The sequence below is a fragment of the Rhodanobacter ginsenosidimutans genome, assembly GCF_042655685.1.
GTDB classification, from domain to species: Bacteria; Pseudomonadota; Gammaproteobacteria; order Xanthomonadales; family Rhodanobacteraceae; genus Rhodanobacter; species Rhodanobacter ginsenosidimutans.
The window spans coordinates 156889-173256 of sequence record NZ_JBHSMM010000001.1; the positions used below are offsets into that span (position 1 = coordinate 156889).

Annotated in this window: 9 protein-coding genes; 6 read left to right on the forward strand and 3 right to left on the reverse strand. The window is 67.4% G+C overall.

Translation table 11 applies throughout. The annotated features are described in order from the left end of the window. The first annotated feature begins 44 nt into the window (after positions 1-44). From ACFPK0_RS00675 to ACFPK0_RS00690, 4 genes are all read left to right on the forward strand, one after another. Positions 45-1907, forward strand: a complete 1863-nt coding sequence (locus ACFPK0_RS00675; RefSeq protein ID WP_377337646.1) for a TonB-dependent receptor domain-containing protein — start codon at positions 45-47, stop codon at positions 1905-1907. 1061 nt (positions 1908-2968) lie between these two features. Then, complete coding sequence (locus tag ACFPK0_RS00680) at positions 2969-6127, forward strand: efflux RND transporter permease subunit (protein ID WP_377337648.1); 3159 nt, start codon at positions 2969-2971, stop codon at positions 6125-6127. A gap of 301 nt (positions 6128-6428) precedes the next feature. Continuing rightward, positions 6429-9605, forward strand: coding sequence for an efflux RND transporter permease subunit (locus tag ACFPK0_RS00685; RefSeq protein ID WP_377337650.1), 3177 nt, complete (start codon positions 6429-6431; stop codon positions 9603-9605). Positions 9606-9877: 272 nt separating this feature from the next. Further along, complete coding sequence (locus tag ACFPK0_RS00690) at positions 9878-10648, forward strand: prephenate dehydrogenase (protein ID WP_056083305.1); 771 nt, start codon at positions 9878-9880, stop codon at positions 10646-10648. 103 nt (positions 10649-10751) lie between these two features. Here ACFPK0_RS00690 and fabB read toward each other — a convergent pair whose 3' ends face one another. From fabB to ACFPK0_RS00705, 3 genes are all read right to left on the reverse strand, one after another. Further along, positions 10752-11960 carry a beta-ketoacyl-ACP synthase I gene (gene fabB, locus ACFPK0_RS00695; RefSeq protein ID WP_377337652.1) on the reverse strand — a complete coding sequence of 403 codons (1209 nt, stop codon included), beginning with the start codon at positions 11958-11960 and terminating at the stop codon, positions 10752-10754. Position 11961: 1 nt separating this feature from the next. Beyond that, positions 11962-12477 carry a 3-hydroxyacyl-[acyl-carrier-protein] dehydratase FabA gene (fabA, locus tag ACFPK0_RS00700; RefSeq protein ID WP_056083299.1) on the reverse strand — a complete coding sequence of 172 codons (516 nt, stop codon included), beginning with the start codon at positions 12475-12477 and terminating at the stop codon, positions 11962-11964. A 248-nt stretch (positions 12478-12725) separates the two neighbouring features. Beyond that, a complete protein-coding gene (locus ACFPK0_RS00705; RefSeq protein ID WP_377337654.1) occupies positions 12726-13301 on the reverse strand; it encodes a DUF2239 family protein in 576 nt (191 codons plus the stop codon). A 145-nt stretch (positions 13302-13446) separates the two neighbouring features. Here ACFPK0_RS00705 and ACFPK0_RS00710 point away from each other — a divergent pair, with 145 nt between their 5' ends. Then, the gene (locus ACFPK0_RS00710) at positions 13447-14835 is read left to right on the forward strand and encodes a M16 family metallopeptidase (protein ID WP_377337656.1); all 1389 of its coding nucleotides are present in this window, start codon (positions 13447-13449) and stop codon (positions 14833-14835) included. After that, positions 14832-16319, forward strand: a complete 1488-nt coding sequence (locus ACFPK0_RS00715) for a M16 family metallopeptidase (RefSeq protein ID WP_377337658.1) — start codon at positions 14832-14834, stop codon at positions 16317-16319. The genes ACFPK0_RS00710 and ACFPK0_RS00715 overlap by 4 nt, the downstream gene beginning before the upstream one ends. The last annotated feature ends 49 nt before the right edge of the window (positions 16320-16368 follow it).

Sequence of the window (16368 nt, forward strand, 5' to 3'; positions counted from 1 at the left end):
GTGCGCGGGCGCGCGGCGGAGAAATGCCTGTGGAACACACGTACATGAAACGCACCCTGCTGGCCGCCGCGCTGCTGGCCGCATCGATGGCGGCGCAAGCCGATGCGGGCCGGCCCGATCCCGTGGGCACGGAGAACCTGGACGCGGTGATCGTCACCGCCACGCGTACCGCGATCACCGTCGACGAATCGCTGGCCGCGGTCAGCGTGATCAACCGCGAGGACATCGACCGGCTGCAACCGCTGACCGTCACCGACCTGCTGACCGGCCTGCCGGGCGTGAGCCTGGGCAACCTGGGTGGCCTGGGCCAGCAGACGTCGCTGTTCATGCGCGGCACCAATGCGACCCATGTGCTGCTGCTGGTCGATGGCGTGCGGGTGGGTTCCGTCACCGCGGGCCTGGCCGCGTTCGAGCAGATTCCGGTGGAACAGATCGACCACGTCGAAGTGGTGCGCGGGCCGCGCTCCAGCCTCTACGGCGCCGATGCGATCGGCGGCGTGATCCAGATATTCACCCGCCACGGCCAGCCCGGCGGCGGCCTGCAACCGTCCTTCAGCCTCACCACCGGCAGCAACAACCTGTTGCGCGGGCAGGCGGGCTTGTCCGGCGGCGACGAGCACGCCTGGTACAACATCGGCGTGGGCGCGCAGTACACCCGCGGCATCAACAGCTGCCGCATCGGTGCGGCCGAGGCCTTCACCGCCTGCTACATCGATGAGCCCGACCGCGACGGCAACCGCAACAAGAACCTCACCGCCAGCGGCGGCTACCGCTGGGACAACGGCGCCGAACTCTCCGGCACCTGGCTGCGCAACCTGGGCGAGGTCGAGTTCGACGGCAGCTACCAGAACCGCAGCCGCACCCTGCAGCAGGTGACCGGCGGGCGTTTCAGCATCAACCCCACCGACGCCTGGAAAACCACGCTGAACCTGGGCCAGAACCTGGACCGATACGACAGCTACGAGAACCAGGATTTTCGCGGTTACATCGGCTCGCGCCACGACCAGGCCGGCTGGCAGAACGACATCACCGTGGCGCCCAACCAACTGCTGACCGTGGGCCTCGACTGGCAGGGTGAGCGCGTCGACAGCGACACCGGCTACCTCGACACCCGCCGCAACAACACCGCTGGCTACGCGCAATACCAGGGCAACTTCGGCCGCCAGGAAATCCAGCTCTCGGCGCGCCGCGACCACAACGGCCAGTTCGGCAACCACAACACCGGCGGCGCCGCCTGGGGTTACCGTTTCGACCACGGCCTGCGCCTCTCGGCCAGCTACGGCACCGCCTTCCACGCGCCCACCTTCAACGATGTCTATTACCCCTACGGCAGCGGCAACCCCGACCTGAAACCGGAAGAATCACGCAGCGTCGAACTCGGCCTCAACCAGCGCCTGACCCACTGGAACTGGGGCATCAACGCCTACCAGACCCACATCGACCAGATGATCGCGCTGGACAGCAACTACTTCCCGCTGAACATCAGCAAGGCCCGCATCCGCGGTGTGGAAGGCCAGCTGGGCATCGACCTCGCCGGCTGGCAAGTGCAGGGCTACCTGACCTGGCTGCAGCCGCGAAACGAGGACGGCGGCCCGAACGACGGCAAGTTGCTGATGCGCCGCCCGCAACGCACCGCCCGGCTGGATGTCGACCGTAGCTTCGGCGCGTTCGGCCTGGGTGCCACCCTCAACGCCCGCAGCCACAGCTACGCCGACGCCGGCAACCGACAAGCCGTGCCCGGCTATACCACCACCGACCTGCGCGCCAGCTACCACTTCACCCCCGACTGGCAACTGGAAGCCCGCCTGGCGAACGCCTTCGACCGCGACTACGAAACGGTCTGGTACTACAACCAGCCGGGGCGGAGTTTCTTTTTGACGGTGCGGTATAGCCCTGCGATGCGGTGATGCCCCTGCTTGGCTCCCTCTGTAGGAGCGACTTCAGTCGCGACGCTTTTGCTCTTGAATATGGCTCTAGAAAAGAGCTTTCGATCGCCTTTGGCGCTCGAGTTACTTTCTCTTTGCGTGGCCAAAGAGAAAGTAACCAAAGAGAAAGGCCACCCCACTTGGCGCTTGCCGGGCATCCATGCCCGGCAAGTCCGTGAGTCGGGGCCGGGCTTTTCGGGCGGGCTCCTGCCCGCGCGAAAAGGCGTTGCCATCCCTGGCAACGCCCGCTACGCGGCCTGTCGACCCCGCCTCACCGCCGCACAGGGGCCCCGGGTAGAGCAGCGGGCCATCCTGGCCCGCACTCGGGATGGAGCCAGAGCAAGGTCGAGAGCAAAAGCAAAAGCAAAAGCAAAAGCACCGCCGCCAGCCCAACCGTTCTCCCTGAGCGTAGGCCGAAGGCCTAAGTCGAGAGTCGAAAGGCCCCGCAAACCTCACCCTTCGACTTCGCCGCTGCGCGGCTACGCTAAGGGTGATCGGACGGTGAGGGAAAGAGCAAAACGTCACGCGGCGACGCTCTCGCAGCGGCGCAGCCGCTGCGCACCGAGTGCGCGCCACGATGGCGCGCTGCTCTACCCGGGGCCCCTCTGAAGCGGCGGGCGGGCGAAGGAAAAGCCCGCAGGGTGGTCCGCATGGATGCGAACCAGTTTGGCGTCAGTCCATGGATGGACTGTCGACAAACCCCGTAGCCCGACCGCGGACCTTGCGGGCACGATGCCCGCAAGGCGCGGAAGCGGGGTGGCCTTTCTCTTTGGTTACTTTCTCTTTGGCCACGCAAAGAGAAAGTAACTCGAGCGCCAAAGGCGATCGAAAGCTCTTTTCTAGAGCCATATTCAAGAGCAAAAGCGTCGCGACTGAAGTCGCTCCTACAGACGGCCAAAAAAAGAACAAGAGCATCGCGCACAGGGTGCGCTCCTACAAAAGAAGGTCGCGGCTCGGTAGGCCCATGCCATCCGGCAGGGCCGACTTCAGGCACATCGCGGTGGGCCATGGCAGCGGCTATCCTTGCCCGCCACGGAGAGCCCATGAATATCTTTGCGCCCATGATCCGCCGACCGATCGGCACCTCGCTGCTGGCGATCGGGTTGATATTGGCGGGGAGCTGGGCTTACCAACTGCTGGGCGTGGCCGCGCTGCCGTCGATGGATCTGCCGGTGGTGATGGTGTCGGCCAACATGCAGGGCGCCAGCGCGCAGACCATGGCAGCCACGGTCGCGGCGCCGCTGGAGCGGCATCTGGGGCGCATTCCCGGGGTCAAGGAGATGTACTCCAACAGCACCGAGGGGCGCACCTTCGTGCGGTTGCAGTTGTATATGGGGCGCAGCGCGGACAAGGCCGCCAGCGACGTGCAGGCGGCGATCAATGCCGCCGCGGTCGACCTGCCCACGCACATGGACAACCCGCCGCAATACTTCAAGGCAGACACCACCCAGGTGCCGGTGATCCTGGTGTCGCTGACCTCCACCGGGCTGCCGCCGGACAAGCTGTACGACCTCACCAACACCTTGCTCAGCCCGGCGGTGGCGCAGATCCCCGGCGTGGCCCAGGTGGAGGTGTTCGGCGGCACGGCGCACGCCGTGCGGGTGACGCTGGATACCGGTGCGCTGGCGGCCAAGGGGCTCACCACCAACGACGTGGCGAACGCGCTGCGGGCGGCCAATGTCACCTCGCCGCAGGGCATCATCAGCGATGGCCACACGCAGATGACGGTGTCGGCCAACGACGCGCTGCAGGACCCGGCCGAATTCGGCAACCTGCTGATCGCGATGAAAAACGGCATGCCGGTGCGGCTGTCCGACGTGGCCACGGTAGCCTCCGGGCCGGAGGATCAATACCAGGCCGCCTGGTTCAACGGCCAGCGCGCGGTGATGATGCAGGTGACCAAGCGGCCGGAGGCGAACGCGGTGGCCACCGCCGCCGCGGTGCGCGACCAGCTGCCGGCGTTCCGCGCGATGCTGCCGGCCGATGTCACCATCACGCCGATCCTTGACCTCACCCAGACCACCAAATCCGCGCTGCATGAAGTGCAGTTCACGCTGGTTATCAGCGTCGTGATGGTGGCGCTGGTGATGCTGATCTTCCTGCGCCGCCTCGGCCCCACCCTGATCGCCCTGCTCAGCGTGCCGCTGTCGCTGGCCGGCGCGTTCGTGGCGATGTGGGCGTTCGGTTACACCTTGAACCTGCTGTCGCTGGTGGCGCTGGTGCTGTGCATCGGCTTCGTGGTGGACGACGCGATCGTGGTGATCGAGAACATCGTGCGCCACATGGAAAACGGCCAGCAACCGCTGCCGGCCGCGCTGATCGGGGTGCGCGAGATCGGCTTCACCGTGTTGTCGATCACCTTGTCGCTGGTGGCGGTGTTCGCGCCGCTGCTGTTCGGCAACAACATGCTGGTGATGCTGCTGCGCGAGTTCTCGGTGACGCTGACCGCCGCGATCGTGATCTCGGCGCTGGTGTCGCTGACGCTGACGCCCGCGCTGTGCGGCCGCTTTCTCACCCTGGAGCATGCCGGCGAAAAGCCGCTCAACCGCATCCAGCGCGCGTTCGAGCGCTTCGACCGCTGGCTGCACCGCGTCTACGAGCGTGCGCTGGACTGGGCCATGCACCACCGCCGGCTGATGCGCTGGCAACCGCTGCTGTTGCTGGTGGCGACGGTGGTGCTGGGCATGGCGGTGGTGAAGACCGCCGGTGGCACCTTCATGCCCGAAGAGGACACCGGCGCGCTCAACGGCAACATCAGCGCCGACGCCAACATCTCGCCGCAGCTGATGGCCGAGCGGGTGAAGCAGGCGGCGGCGATCGTGCAGGCGGACCCGGCCGTGCTGGATGTGTCGTCCATGCTGGGCCGCAACGGCGGCGCGGTGGGCAACAACGGCCGCATGTGGATCGACCTGAAGCCGCTGGGTGAAGGTCCGGGCCATCGTCGCGACAGTTCGAAAGTGGTGCTGGAACGGCTCAGCAAGCAGTTCGAGGTGTTGCCCGACATGAAGGTGCAGTTGCGCACCCTGCAGTTCATGGGCGGCGGTGGCGGCAACAACGAGGGCGCGCAGCACAGCTTCCAGATGATCAGCAAGGATGGCGGCGACCTGCAGCCGTGGGCGCTGAAGATGGTGCAGCAGATGCGCAAGTCGAAAGAGCTGCGCGACGTGGGCAGCGAATTCGACGAGGTGGGCAAGCAGCAGATGCTGAAGGTGGACCACGACGCCGCAGCGCGCCTGCACGTGAACATGGGCATGGTCGATACGGCGCTGAACAACGCGTTCGGCCAGCGCATGGTGTCGACCATCTATTCCGACATCAACGAATACCACGTGGTGCTGACCAGTGCCGGCGCGCAGTCGCTGAGCCCGGCCGCGCTGCTGGACACGCGCGTGCGCAACGCGCAGGGGCGGTTGATCCCGCTGTCCGCGATCGCCCGCATCGAGCCCAACATCAGCCCGTCCGGCGTGGTCCACCAGGATCAGCTGGAAGCCACCGACATCAGCTACAACCTGCCCGCCGGCGTGCCCGAAAGCCATGGCATCGACCTGGTCAACCAGGCCGCGCTGGCGATCCACCTGCCCGGCGGCATCCGGCTGAAGTTCGGCGGCACCGACGAGGAGCTGCAGGATCTGCAATCCAACGGCGGCACCTTGCTGCTGGGCGCGATCCTGGCGATGTACATCGTGCTGGGCATTCTCTACGAGAGCCTGGGCCACCCGCTGACCATCCTGTCCACCTTGCCGGCGGCCGGCGCGGGCGCGTTCTTGGCGATGTTGGTGACGCAGACCCAGCTCAGCCTGATGGCGATCATCGCGATATTGATGTTGATCGGCATCGTGAAGAAAAACGCGATCCTGATGGTGGATTTCGCGCTGGTGGCGCAGCGCGAGCGCGGGCTGTCCGCGCCCGAGGCGATCCGCGAGGCGGCGCTGGTGCGCTTTCGCCCGATCACCATGACCACGCTGGTGGCGATGGGTGCGGCGTTGCCGCTGGCGATCGGTTTTGGCGTGGGTTCGGAGATGCGCCAGCCGCTGGGCGTGGCGATCGTGGGCGGCCTGCTGGTGTCGCAGTTGCTGACCCTGCTGAGCACGCCGGCGATCTACCTGTGGGGTCACGACCGCAAGCTGCGCAAGGCCGCACGCAAGGCGCGCAAGGCGGAGAAGAAGCGCCTGCGCGCGGGTTTGGCGGCCAGTGCGTCGTAAACCGCGTGCCGGTCCTGGGGAGGTCTGATGGATCAGCTTTTGCTCGTCATCCCAGCGAAGGCTGGGATCCAGTGCCTCCAGGCCCTTCAACGCAAAGGCCCTGGATTCCTGCGTTCGCAGGAATGACGGGCGAGGTCGAAGCTTTCCCGGGAACCCGAGTGGCAGAAACTTTCGCGCGGCGGGCATCCACGCGCAGGCCGTCGTCGGTAATATCCCTGCGCATGCCTGCATCCCTTCTCGCCGCCAACCGCCGCCGTTCCCGTCCATCGACGACCTCGCGCGGTGACGCACGGCGGTGCGCATGAACGTGTTCGCGCCGATGGTGCGTCGCCCGGTGGGCACCTCGCTGCTGGCGATCGGGCTGATGCTGGGTGGCCTGTGGGCGTACCTGTTGTTGGGCGTGGCGGCGTTTCCGTCGATCGAGTTTCCCGGCGTGGTGGTGTTCGCGCAGATGCCCGGCGCCAACGCGCAAACCATGGCCAGCACCGTGGTGGCGCCGCTGGAGCGGCACCTGGGGCGGATTCCCGGCGTGCGCCAGATGTATTCCAGCGCCAGCGAGGGCGGCGCGCAGATCCAGATCCTGTTCGAGATGGATCGCACCGCCGACAAGGCCGCCCGCGACGTGCAGGCGGCGATCAACGCGGCCGCCGCCGACCTGCCCGCGGGCATGCCCAGCCCGCCGGGCTACTTCAAGTTCGACACCTCGCAGATCCCGGTGCTGCTGGTGTCGCTGACCTCCACCAGCCTGGCCCCCGACCAGCTCTACGACCTCACCGACACCTTGCTGAAACCGGCCGTGGCGCAGATCCCCGGCGTGGCCCAGGTGCAGGTGTCCGGCGGCGCGCCGCATGCGGTGCGGATCGCGCTGAACAGCGCCGCGCTGGCGCGCAAGGGCATCACCAGCAACGACGTGGCCAACGCGCTGCGGGCGGCCAACGTCACCTCGCCGCAAGGCATGCTCAGCAACGGCGCCGCCCAGATGACGGTGAGCGCCAACGACGCGCTGCACACCGTGGCCGATTTCGCCCCGCTGGTGATCGCCAGCCGCGACGGCGTGCCGGTGCGGCTGTCCGACGTGGCCACCATCAGCGGTGGCCAGCAGGATCAGTACGCGGCGGCCTGGTTCAACGGCCAGCGCGCCGTGACCATGCAGATCAGCAAGCGCTCGGAGGCGAACGCGGTGGCCACGGTGAACGCCATCCGCGCCGCCCTGCCGGGCTTCAGCCACCTGATGCCGGCCGACGTGGAAATCCACCCGATCTTCGACCTCACCCCCACCACCGAATCGGCGTTGGAAGAGGTGGAGATTGCGCTGCTGATGAGCATCGTGATGGTGGCGCTGGTGATGCTGGTGTTCCTGCGCCGGCTGCGGCCCACGGTGATCGCGATGTTCAGCGTGCCGCTGTCGCTGGCCGGTGCGTTCGTGGTGATGTGGATGCTGGGCTTCACCCTCAACATCTTCTCGCTGGTGGCGCTGGTGCTGTGCGTGGGCTTCGTGGTGGACGACGCGATCGTGGTGATCGAGAACATCGTGCGCCACATGGAGCGCGGCATGGCGCCGCTGCCGGCCGCGCTCACCGGCGTGCGCGAGATCGGCTTCACGGTGGTGTCGATCACCTTGTCGCTGATCGCCGTGTTCGGGCCGATGGTGTTCGGCAACAACATGTTCACCATGCTGATGCGCGAGTTCTCGGTCACCCTGATCGCCACCATCGTGATCTCGGCGCTGGTCTCGCTGACGCTGACGCCGGCCCTGTGCGGCGCCTGGCTGGCGCACGAGTCCGGCACGCGCACGCCGGGCCGGCTGGAGCGCATGGCCGAGCGCTTCGACGGCAGCCTGCTGCGCATCTACGAACGCGCGCTGGACTGGGCCATGCACCATCGGCGGGTGATGCGCTGGCAACCGATCCTGCTGCTGGTGCTGACCGTGGTGCTGGCGGTAGTGGTGGCCAAGACCGCCGGCGGCAGCCTGATGCCGAAGGAGGACACCGGCCTGCTGCAGGCGCAGATCACCGCCGACGCCAACATCTCGCCGACCCTGCTGGCCGAACGCACGCAGGCGATGGCCGCGGTGCTGCAGGCCGACCCGGCGGTGCTGGACGTCTCCACCATTCTCGGCGGCAACAACAACAATGGCGCGGTGGGCAACCAGTCCACGCTGTTCGTGGATCTGAAGCCGCTGGGCGACGGCCCCGACGACCGCCACGAACCGGGCCAGGCCGTGGTGGACCGGCTGGACAAGTATTACAAGCAGGTCAGCGACCTCGACGTGACGCTGACCACGGTGCAGTTCATCGGCGGCGGCGGCCCCGGCGGCGGCGCCAAGGGCCAGTATGCGTTCCAGCTCAGCAGCACCGCCGGCCTGCCGCTGCAGCAACCGACGCTGCGACTGGCGCAGGTGATGCGCGGCATGAAGCAATTCCGCGACGTCAGCACCAGCTTCGACAGCATCGGCCGGCAGCAGCTGCTGCAGGTGGATCGCGACGCCGCCGGCCGCCTGCACGTGAGCATGGGCCAGATCGATTCGGCGCTGTACAACGCGTTCGGCCAGAACCAGATCTCCACCATCTATTCCGACATCAACCAGTACCGCGTGGTGCTCACCGCCGATGCCGAGCAGTCACTGAGCCCCGCCAACCTGCTCAACACCTACGTGCGCAACACGGAAGGCAAGATGATTCCGTTGTCGGCGCTGGCGCACATCGAACCGCACATCGCGCCGGTCACCATCAACCACTACAACCAGCTCGAATCGGCCTCGATCAACTACAACCTGGCCAAGGGCCTGACCCAGACCGACGGCCTGAAATACGTCGACCAGGCCATCTTCGCCGCCGGCCTGCCCGCCGGCGTGCAGAAAAGCTACACCGGCGACAACCAGAACCTGATGGACGCGCTCAACAATGGCCTGCTGATGCTGCTGGCGGTGATCCTGGTGATGTACGTGGTGCTGGGCGTGCTGTACGAAAGCCTGATCCACCCGCTGACCATCCTGTCCACGCTGCCGGCCGCCGGCATGGGCGCGTTCCTGGCGATGCTGGTCACCCACACCCAGCTCACCATGATGTCCGCCATCGCGGTGCTGATGCTGATCGGCATCGTGAAGAAAAACGCGATCCTGATGGTCGACTTCGCCCTCGTCGCCGAACGCGAACACGGCCGCTCACCACCCGAAGCGATCCGCGAAGCCGCCCTGGTCCGCTTCCGCCCCATCACCATGACCACCCTGGTGGCCATGGGCGCCGCCCTGCCGCTGGCCATCGGCTTCGGCTACGGCTCGGAAATGCGCCAGCCGCTGGGCATCGCGATCCTCGGCGGGTTGTTCGTGTCGCAACTGCTGACGTTGTTGAGTACGCCGGCGATTTATCTGTGGAGCCATGACCGCAGGGAGCGCAAGGCGGCGCGAAGGGAGCGCAAGGCTGAGAAGAAGCGGCAGAAGTTGTTGCGGCTGGGTGCGCGGGCGGGTGGTTCGGCTTGAGTCGGGGATCTCGCAGCACTTCGACTTCGCCGTCCGGCGGACGGCTACGCTCAGTGTGATCGGATGAGGGAACCCGACATCGACCGAACGAACCTCCACCGTTCTCCCTGAGCGTCGGCCGCGCAGCGGCCAGAGTCGAAGGGCATGCCGCCTCGACATCATGCTTTTGGACGGCCAATCCCACGTTTGGCTCAATCCATCACGCCCCTCAATAGAACGAAGAATCCGCGCTTGTGGCAGCATCAACTGTTTTCGACGCGCAGGAAGGCTCCATGGTGTTCGCGATACTCGGTTACGGCCGCTTCGGCCAGGCGTTTGCCGATCTGCTGGCGCGGGCGGGGCATGAGGTGCGTATCCATGATCCGCAGGCCGAGGTGCCGGCCGCGCTGGCGGCGGCGTCGATGGTCGCCGCCATCGATGGCGCGGACTGGGTGGTGCTGGCGATGCCGGTGCCGCGGATGGCGGAGGCGCTGGCCGCGCTGAAGCCGCATCTGGGCGCTGGGCACACCGTGATCGACGTGGGCAGCGTGAAACTGCACCCCTGCGCGCTGATGGACGAGCAACTGGGTGATGCGATACCGCACGTGGGCACGCACCCGTTGTTTGGCCCGCTCAGCCTGGCGCGGGGCGAGCGGCCGTTGCGCACGGTGGTGTGCGCCAGCGCGCGGCATCCGCAGGCGGCCGAGCGCACGCGCGCACTGTTCCGCGAGCTGGGTTGCGAGGTGATCGACCAGGACCCGGCCACGCATGACCGGCACATGGCGCATACCCACGCGCTGGCGTTTTTCCTGGCCAAGGGGCTGATCGAGATCGGCGTGGACGACGACCTGTCGGTGACGCCGCCGTCGTTCCAGGGCCTGAAGAACATGCTGGCGGCGGTGCGCGGCGATGCCGGGCATCTGTTTGCCGCGATCCAGCAGGAGAACCCGTTCGCCGCCGAGGCGCGGGCGCAGTTGCTGGGGGCCTTGCAGCGCATCGACCGGCAGCTTGCCAGTGCGGATGACGACAGTTTGGCGATTCCGGTGCGGAAGCAGGATGCCTGACCCTCACCGGTGGGAGCGACTGTAGGAGCGACTTCAGTCGCGACGCCTTTCGTCCAACCGAACCAAAAGCGTCGCGGCTGAAGCCGCTCCTACAAGGGCAGGCTCAGACTTTCGCGAACACCAGCGTGCCGTTGGTCCCGCCAAAGCCGAAGCTGTTGGACATCACCGTAGTCAGCTTCGCGTCGCGGCTTTCGCGCACGATCGGGAAGCTTTCGGCCAGCGGATCCAGCTCGGTGATGTTGGCGGAGGCGGCCACGTAGTTCTCGTTGAGCATCAGCAGGCTGTAGATCGCCTCGTGCACGCTGGCGGCGCCCAGCGAATGGCCGGTGAGGGCCTTGGTCGAGGACAGCGGCGGTACCGCGTCGCCGAACACTTCGCGCACCGCTTTCAGCTCGACCACGTCGCCCACGGGCGTCGAGGTGCCGTGGGTGTTGAGGTAGTCGATCGGGCCACTGACATTGGCCATGGCCATCTGCATGCAGCGCACCGCGCCCTCGCCCGAGGGCGCGACCATGTCGCCGCCGTCGGAGGTGACGCCGTAACCGACCAGCTCGGCCAGGATGTTGGCGCCGCGGGCACGCGCGTGTTCGTACTCCTCCAGCACCAGCATGCCGCCGCCACCGGCGATGACGAAGCCGTCGCGGCTGACGTCGTACGGGCGCGAGGCCGATCCGGGCGTGGCGTTGTAGCTGGTGGAGAGCGCGCCCATCGCGTCGAACTGCGAGGTCATGCCCCAGTGCACTTCCTCGCCGCCACCGGCGAAGACGATGTCCTGCGCGCCGTGGCGGATCAGGTCCGCCGCCGCGCCGATGCAGTGCGCCGAGGTGGCGCAGGCGGCGGAGATGGAATAGCTGAGGCCCAGGATGCCGAAGCCGGTGGCCAGCGTGGCCGACACGGTGGAGCACATCGTGCGCGGCACCATGTACGGGCCGATCTTGCGCACGCCCTTGTTGCGCAGCAGGTCGCCGGTTTCGATCTGCCACTGCGGCGAGCCGCCGCCGGAGCCGGCGATGACGCCGGTGCGCGGGTTGCTGACCTGTTCGGCGGAGAGGCCCGCGTTGGCGATCGCGTCACGCATCGACACATACGCATAGGCCGCCGCATCGCCCATGAAGCGCTTCAGCTTGCGGTCGATCTCGGCCACCAGGTCGATCTCGGGCACGCCGGCCACATGGCTGCGCAGGCCCAGCTCCACGTAATCGGGAACGGCGCGGATGCCGCTGCGGCTGTCGCGCAGGGCCGACGAAACCGTCGCCCCGTCGTTGCCCAGGCACGACACCACACCCATACCGGTCACTACAACACGACGCATCTCAAAAACCCTCGGTGGACTGGAACAGGCCGACGCGCATGTTGTCGGCGGCGTAGATCAGGCGGTCGTCGACGAACGTCTTGCCATCGGCGATCACCAACCGCAGCTTGCCGCGCATCACCCGGCGGATATCGATCTCGTAACGCAGCTTCTTGGCGGTGGGCAGCACCTGGCCGGTGAACTTCACCTCGCCCACGCCCAGCGCGCGGCCCAGGCCCGGCTCACCCAGCCACGGCAGGTAGAAACCGCTGAGCTGCCACATGCCGTCGAGCCCCAGGCAGCCGGGCATCACCGGATCGCTCTCGAAGTGGCAGGCGAAAAACCACAGGTCGGGGCGGATATCCATCTCGGCCTGGATCACGCCCTTGCCGTAGGCGCCGCCTTCGGTGGAGATGTGGGTGATGCGGTCGAACATCAGCATCGGCGGCAAGGGCAGGCGGGCGTTGCCGGGGCCGAACATTTCGCCACGGGCACAAGCCAGCAGTTGATCGTGATCTAACGAGGAAGGACGCGTCATGAAAAGCTCATCAGTGGAGGAAGCCGGAGTGAAGTGCGCGCATGCAGGCCACAGCTACCGGTCAAACCGTATGGTGACAGGGGCACGCCGATTCGCACAATGCGACACACGGTAGCGGGTGGGGTCATAACGGGGCGTCAAGAAGCTGGGTGGCTTCCCCGCGGCGTGTCCCCCTCTCCCTGCCCTCTCCCCGCAGGGGAGAGGGGATTACGGTTTCTTTGTGGCGCTGAGGTTTGGCGCTCAAACGGTCACTCTGGTGTCCATGCGCCGGCCGCCAGCTTCAACAGATGCTGGCGCACGTCGGTCGGCCACTTCGCCGTCAGTTCTGCGAAACGCTCCCGTTCGCCGCGGTACAGCGCCCGCGATGCCTCTTCGTAACCCGCCAGGTCGCCGGCCATCACGCGCATGAAGCGGTCGGTCGCTTCTTGCGCCTGGCGTGCCCGGGCTTGCGGTTCCTGTTGGCGGGTGGCGTGTTCCACCAGGCGACGCAACGCGCCCGATACGCCGCCGGGCTGCTGGCCCAGCCAGTCCCAGTGTCGCGGCAGCAGGGTGACTTCGCGCGCCACCACGCCCAGTCGGGGACGGCCGGGGCCGCGGGCGGCGGTGGGCGCAGGCCCCGGCAGCCGTGCCATTACCTCATCCGGCGAGCCGCGGAAATCGACCTCGATCAGCTGGCTGGTGCGGTCGTCGAAAATCAGGATCGAACCGGCGGCACCCGCGTCGAGCGCCAGCTTGGTGGCGCGAACGACCTCGGCCAGGGGGCCGCGGGCGATCAGGTGGCGATCGTCGAAGGCGCTGCAGGTCACGTCGTCGGTAGGCACCATGAGTTTGATCCGGGTAGAAATGTACCGGCATATTACCCGGTAAATATTCATCGTCAATATCACCCGGGCAAATCTCGTTCGTCGGGATGGACGCGCACCCGCGCCGGCTTGCTATCGTTACCTCTTTCAACCGACAGGAATGCCCATGCGCCTGCTGCGTCCGGCCCCCTTGCTGGCTTCGCTCGTCCTGCTTGCCGCCATGGCCCTGCCCGCGCCGGTCGCGGCGGCGGATCTGGATATCCCTCCATTGCACTACCAGCAACGCACCTTGCCGAACGGCTTGCAGGTGCTGAGCGTGGAGGACCACAGCAGTCCCAACGTGGCGGTGCAGATGTGGTACCACGTGGGTTCGAAGGATGACCCGAAAGGCCGCTCCGGCTTCGCGCACCTGTTCGAGCACCTGATGTTCAAGAGCACGCGGCACATGCAGGCCGAGCAGATGGACCGGCTCACCGAGGACGTGGGCGGCGCCAACAACGCCACCACCAGCGACGACGTCACCAATTATTTCGAGGTGGTGCCGGCCAATTACCTGCAGACGCTGCTGTGGGCCGAGGCCGAGCGGCTGTCCAGCCTCAACGTGGACGAGCCCAATTTCAAATCCGAGCGCGCCGTGGTGGAGGAGGAATATCGCCAGAGCGTGCTGGCCAACCCCTACGGCAAGCTGTTCAACGCGATCGATCCCAACTCCTACACGGTGCATCCCTACCGTCGCCCCACCATCGGCAGCATCGAGGATCTGGAAGCGGCAACGCTGCCGGACGTGATCGATTTCCACCGCACCTTCTACCGCCCCGACAACGCCACCCTGATCGTGGCGGGCGACTTCGACCCGAAGCAGCTCGATGCCTGGGTCGACCAGTATTTCGGCTGGATACCGAAGCCGGCCACGCCGATCCCGCGCGTCACCGCCACCGAGCCGAAGCGGCGCAAGAACCGCCGCGTCACCATCAGCGCGGCCACCGCGCCGCTGCCGGCGGTGGCGCTCAGCTGGCTGATTCCGCCAGCGGCCGACAGCGCCGACACCATCGCGCTGCAGGTGGCCGCCGCGCTGCTGGCTCGCGGCGACGCATCGCGGCTGTACCAGGCGCTGGTGTATCGCCACCAGGTGGCGCGCGAGGTTGATGCGGAAGCCGATGTGCGGGTGGGGCCGGGCCTGTTCCTGGCCTACGCGATCCTGGCCAGCGGCCACGCGCCGGAAGAGGCGGAAAAACTGCTGCACGAGGAAATCATCTGGCTGGCCACCCAGCCGATTCCCGCCGACGAACTGGAGCGCGCCAAGACGCTGTTGCTGACCGACGAGTTGAAACAGCGCCAGACCGCGCAAGGGCTGGCCTTCGCGCTGGGCCAGGCGGCGCTGATCGGCGGCGACGTGGCCCGCGCCAACACCGACCTGGCGGCCTTGCAGAAAGTCACCGCGAAAGACGTCCACCGGGTGCTGCAGAAATACGTCACCGGCGCGTACCACGTCACCATCGATTACCTGCCGGCGGCCAAGGTCGCCCAGCCGTCCAGCGGGGAGAGCGCGAAGTGAACCGTCCAACCAACCCTTTCCGTGCCACCCTCTTCACCGCCCTGTGTGTTGCCTTGGGCAGCGCCGTCGCGGCCGAGCCGCCGGCCACGTTCCCGACCACGCCACCGGTGCCGGGCGCCGCGCCCACGCTGACCATCCCCACCCCGACCAGCCAGACCTTGCCGAACGGCTTGCGGGTGATCAGCGTGCGCCGCGACGGCCTGCCGCTGGTCACCGCGCGACTGGTGATACGCAGCGGCGACGAGATGGACCCGCCCACGCAGGCCGGCCTGGCCGACCTCACCGCCAACCTGCTGACCAAGGGCGCCGCCGGCCTCACCGCGCCGCAGATCGCCACCGCCGCCGAAACCCTGGGGGGCTCGTTGAGCGCGGCCGCCGGTTGGGACGAAAGCGACGTGGGCATCACCGTCACCACGCCGCGCCTGCCGCAGGCGCTGGCCTTGCTGGCCAAGGTGGTGCGCCAGCCGGCCTTCGATGCGCGCGAGCTGAAACGGGCGCAGGCACAGGCCATCGACGAGGTCCGCCTCACCCTCAGCAAGCCGACGGCGCTGGCCGGGCTGGTGGCCGCGCGCGGCACCTTCGGCACCGGCGCCTATGGCCACCCGCGCAGCGGCACGCCCGCATCGATCGCCCACATCGGCCGCGCCGATGTGCAGCAATGGCACGCCGCGCTGTACCGGCCCGACAACGCCATCCTGGTCCTGGCCGGCGACATCACGCCGGCGCAGGCGCTGCAACTGGCCCAGGCCAGTTTCGGCGACTGGTCGCGGCCCGCCACGTCCTTGCCGGCCAAGCCGCCCGGCAGCGGCGAGCGTTCATTGCCGGCGGTGGTGCTGGTCAACCAGCACGGCGCCGGGCAGGCCGGTGTGGTGGCGTCGCATCCGGCACCGCCGCGCAGCGACGCCCACTATTACGACGGCCTGGTCGCCGACGCCGTGCTGGGCGGTTCGTACTCGGCGCGGTTGAACGAGGAAATCCGCATCAAGCGCGGGCTTTCCTACGGCGCGTTCAGCGAGCTGCAACCGCTGCGCAATGCCGGCGCGTGGCTGGCCTCGGCGCAAACCCGCAACCCCGCGGTGCCGCAGGTGGTGGACCTTATGCTGGCCCAGTTCCACCAACTGGGCGCCGAAAACGTACCGGACGCCGAACTGGCCGCACGCAAGGCCACCCTGATCGGCAGCTATGGCCGCAGCCTGGAAACCACCACCGGCCTGGCCACCCAGCTGGCCGAGCTGGCCGTGTACGACGTCAACCTCGGCGAGATCAGCCGCTTTCCGGACCAGGTGAACGCGGTGACGCCACGCCAGCTGCGCAAGTACGCGCACAAGCATCTGGACGCCGATGAAGCCACCGTGGTGGTGGTCGGCGACGCCAGCCAGTTCGCGGCCGCGGTGCGCAAAACCCACCCGAAGGCGGTGCTGCTGGACGCAGCGACGCTCGATCTGGATCGTGCCGATTTGGGTGCCGGCGCGGCAACGCACTGACGGTCCACGGCCTCGATCGGAGCCGCAGCGCTCGCCCGCGGCGGCTCCG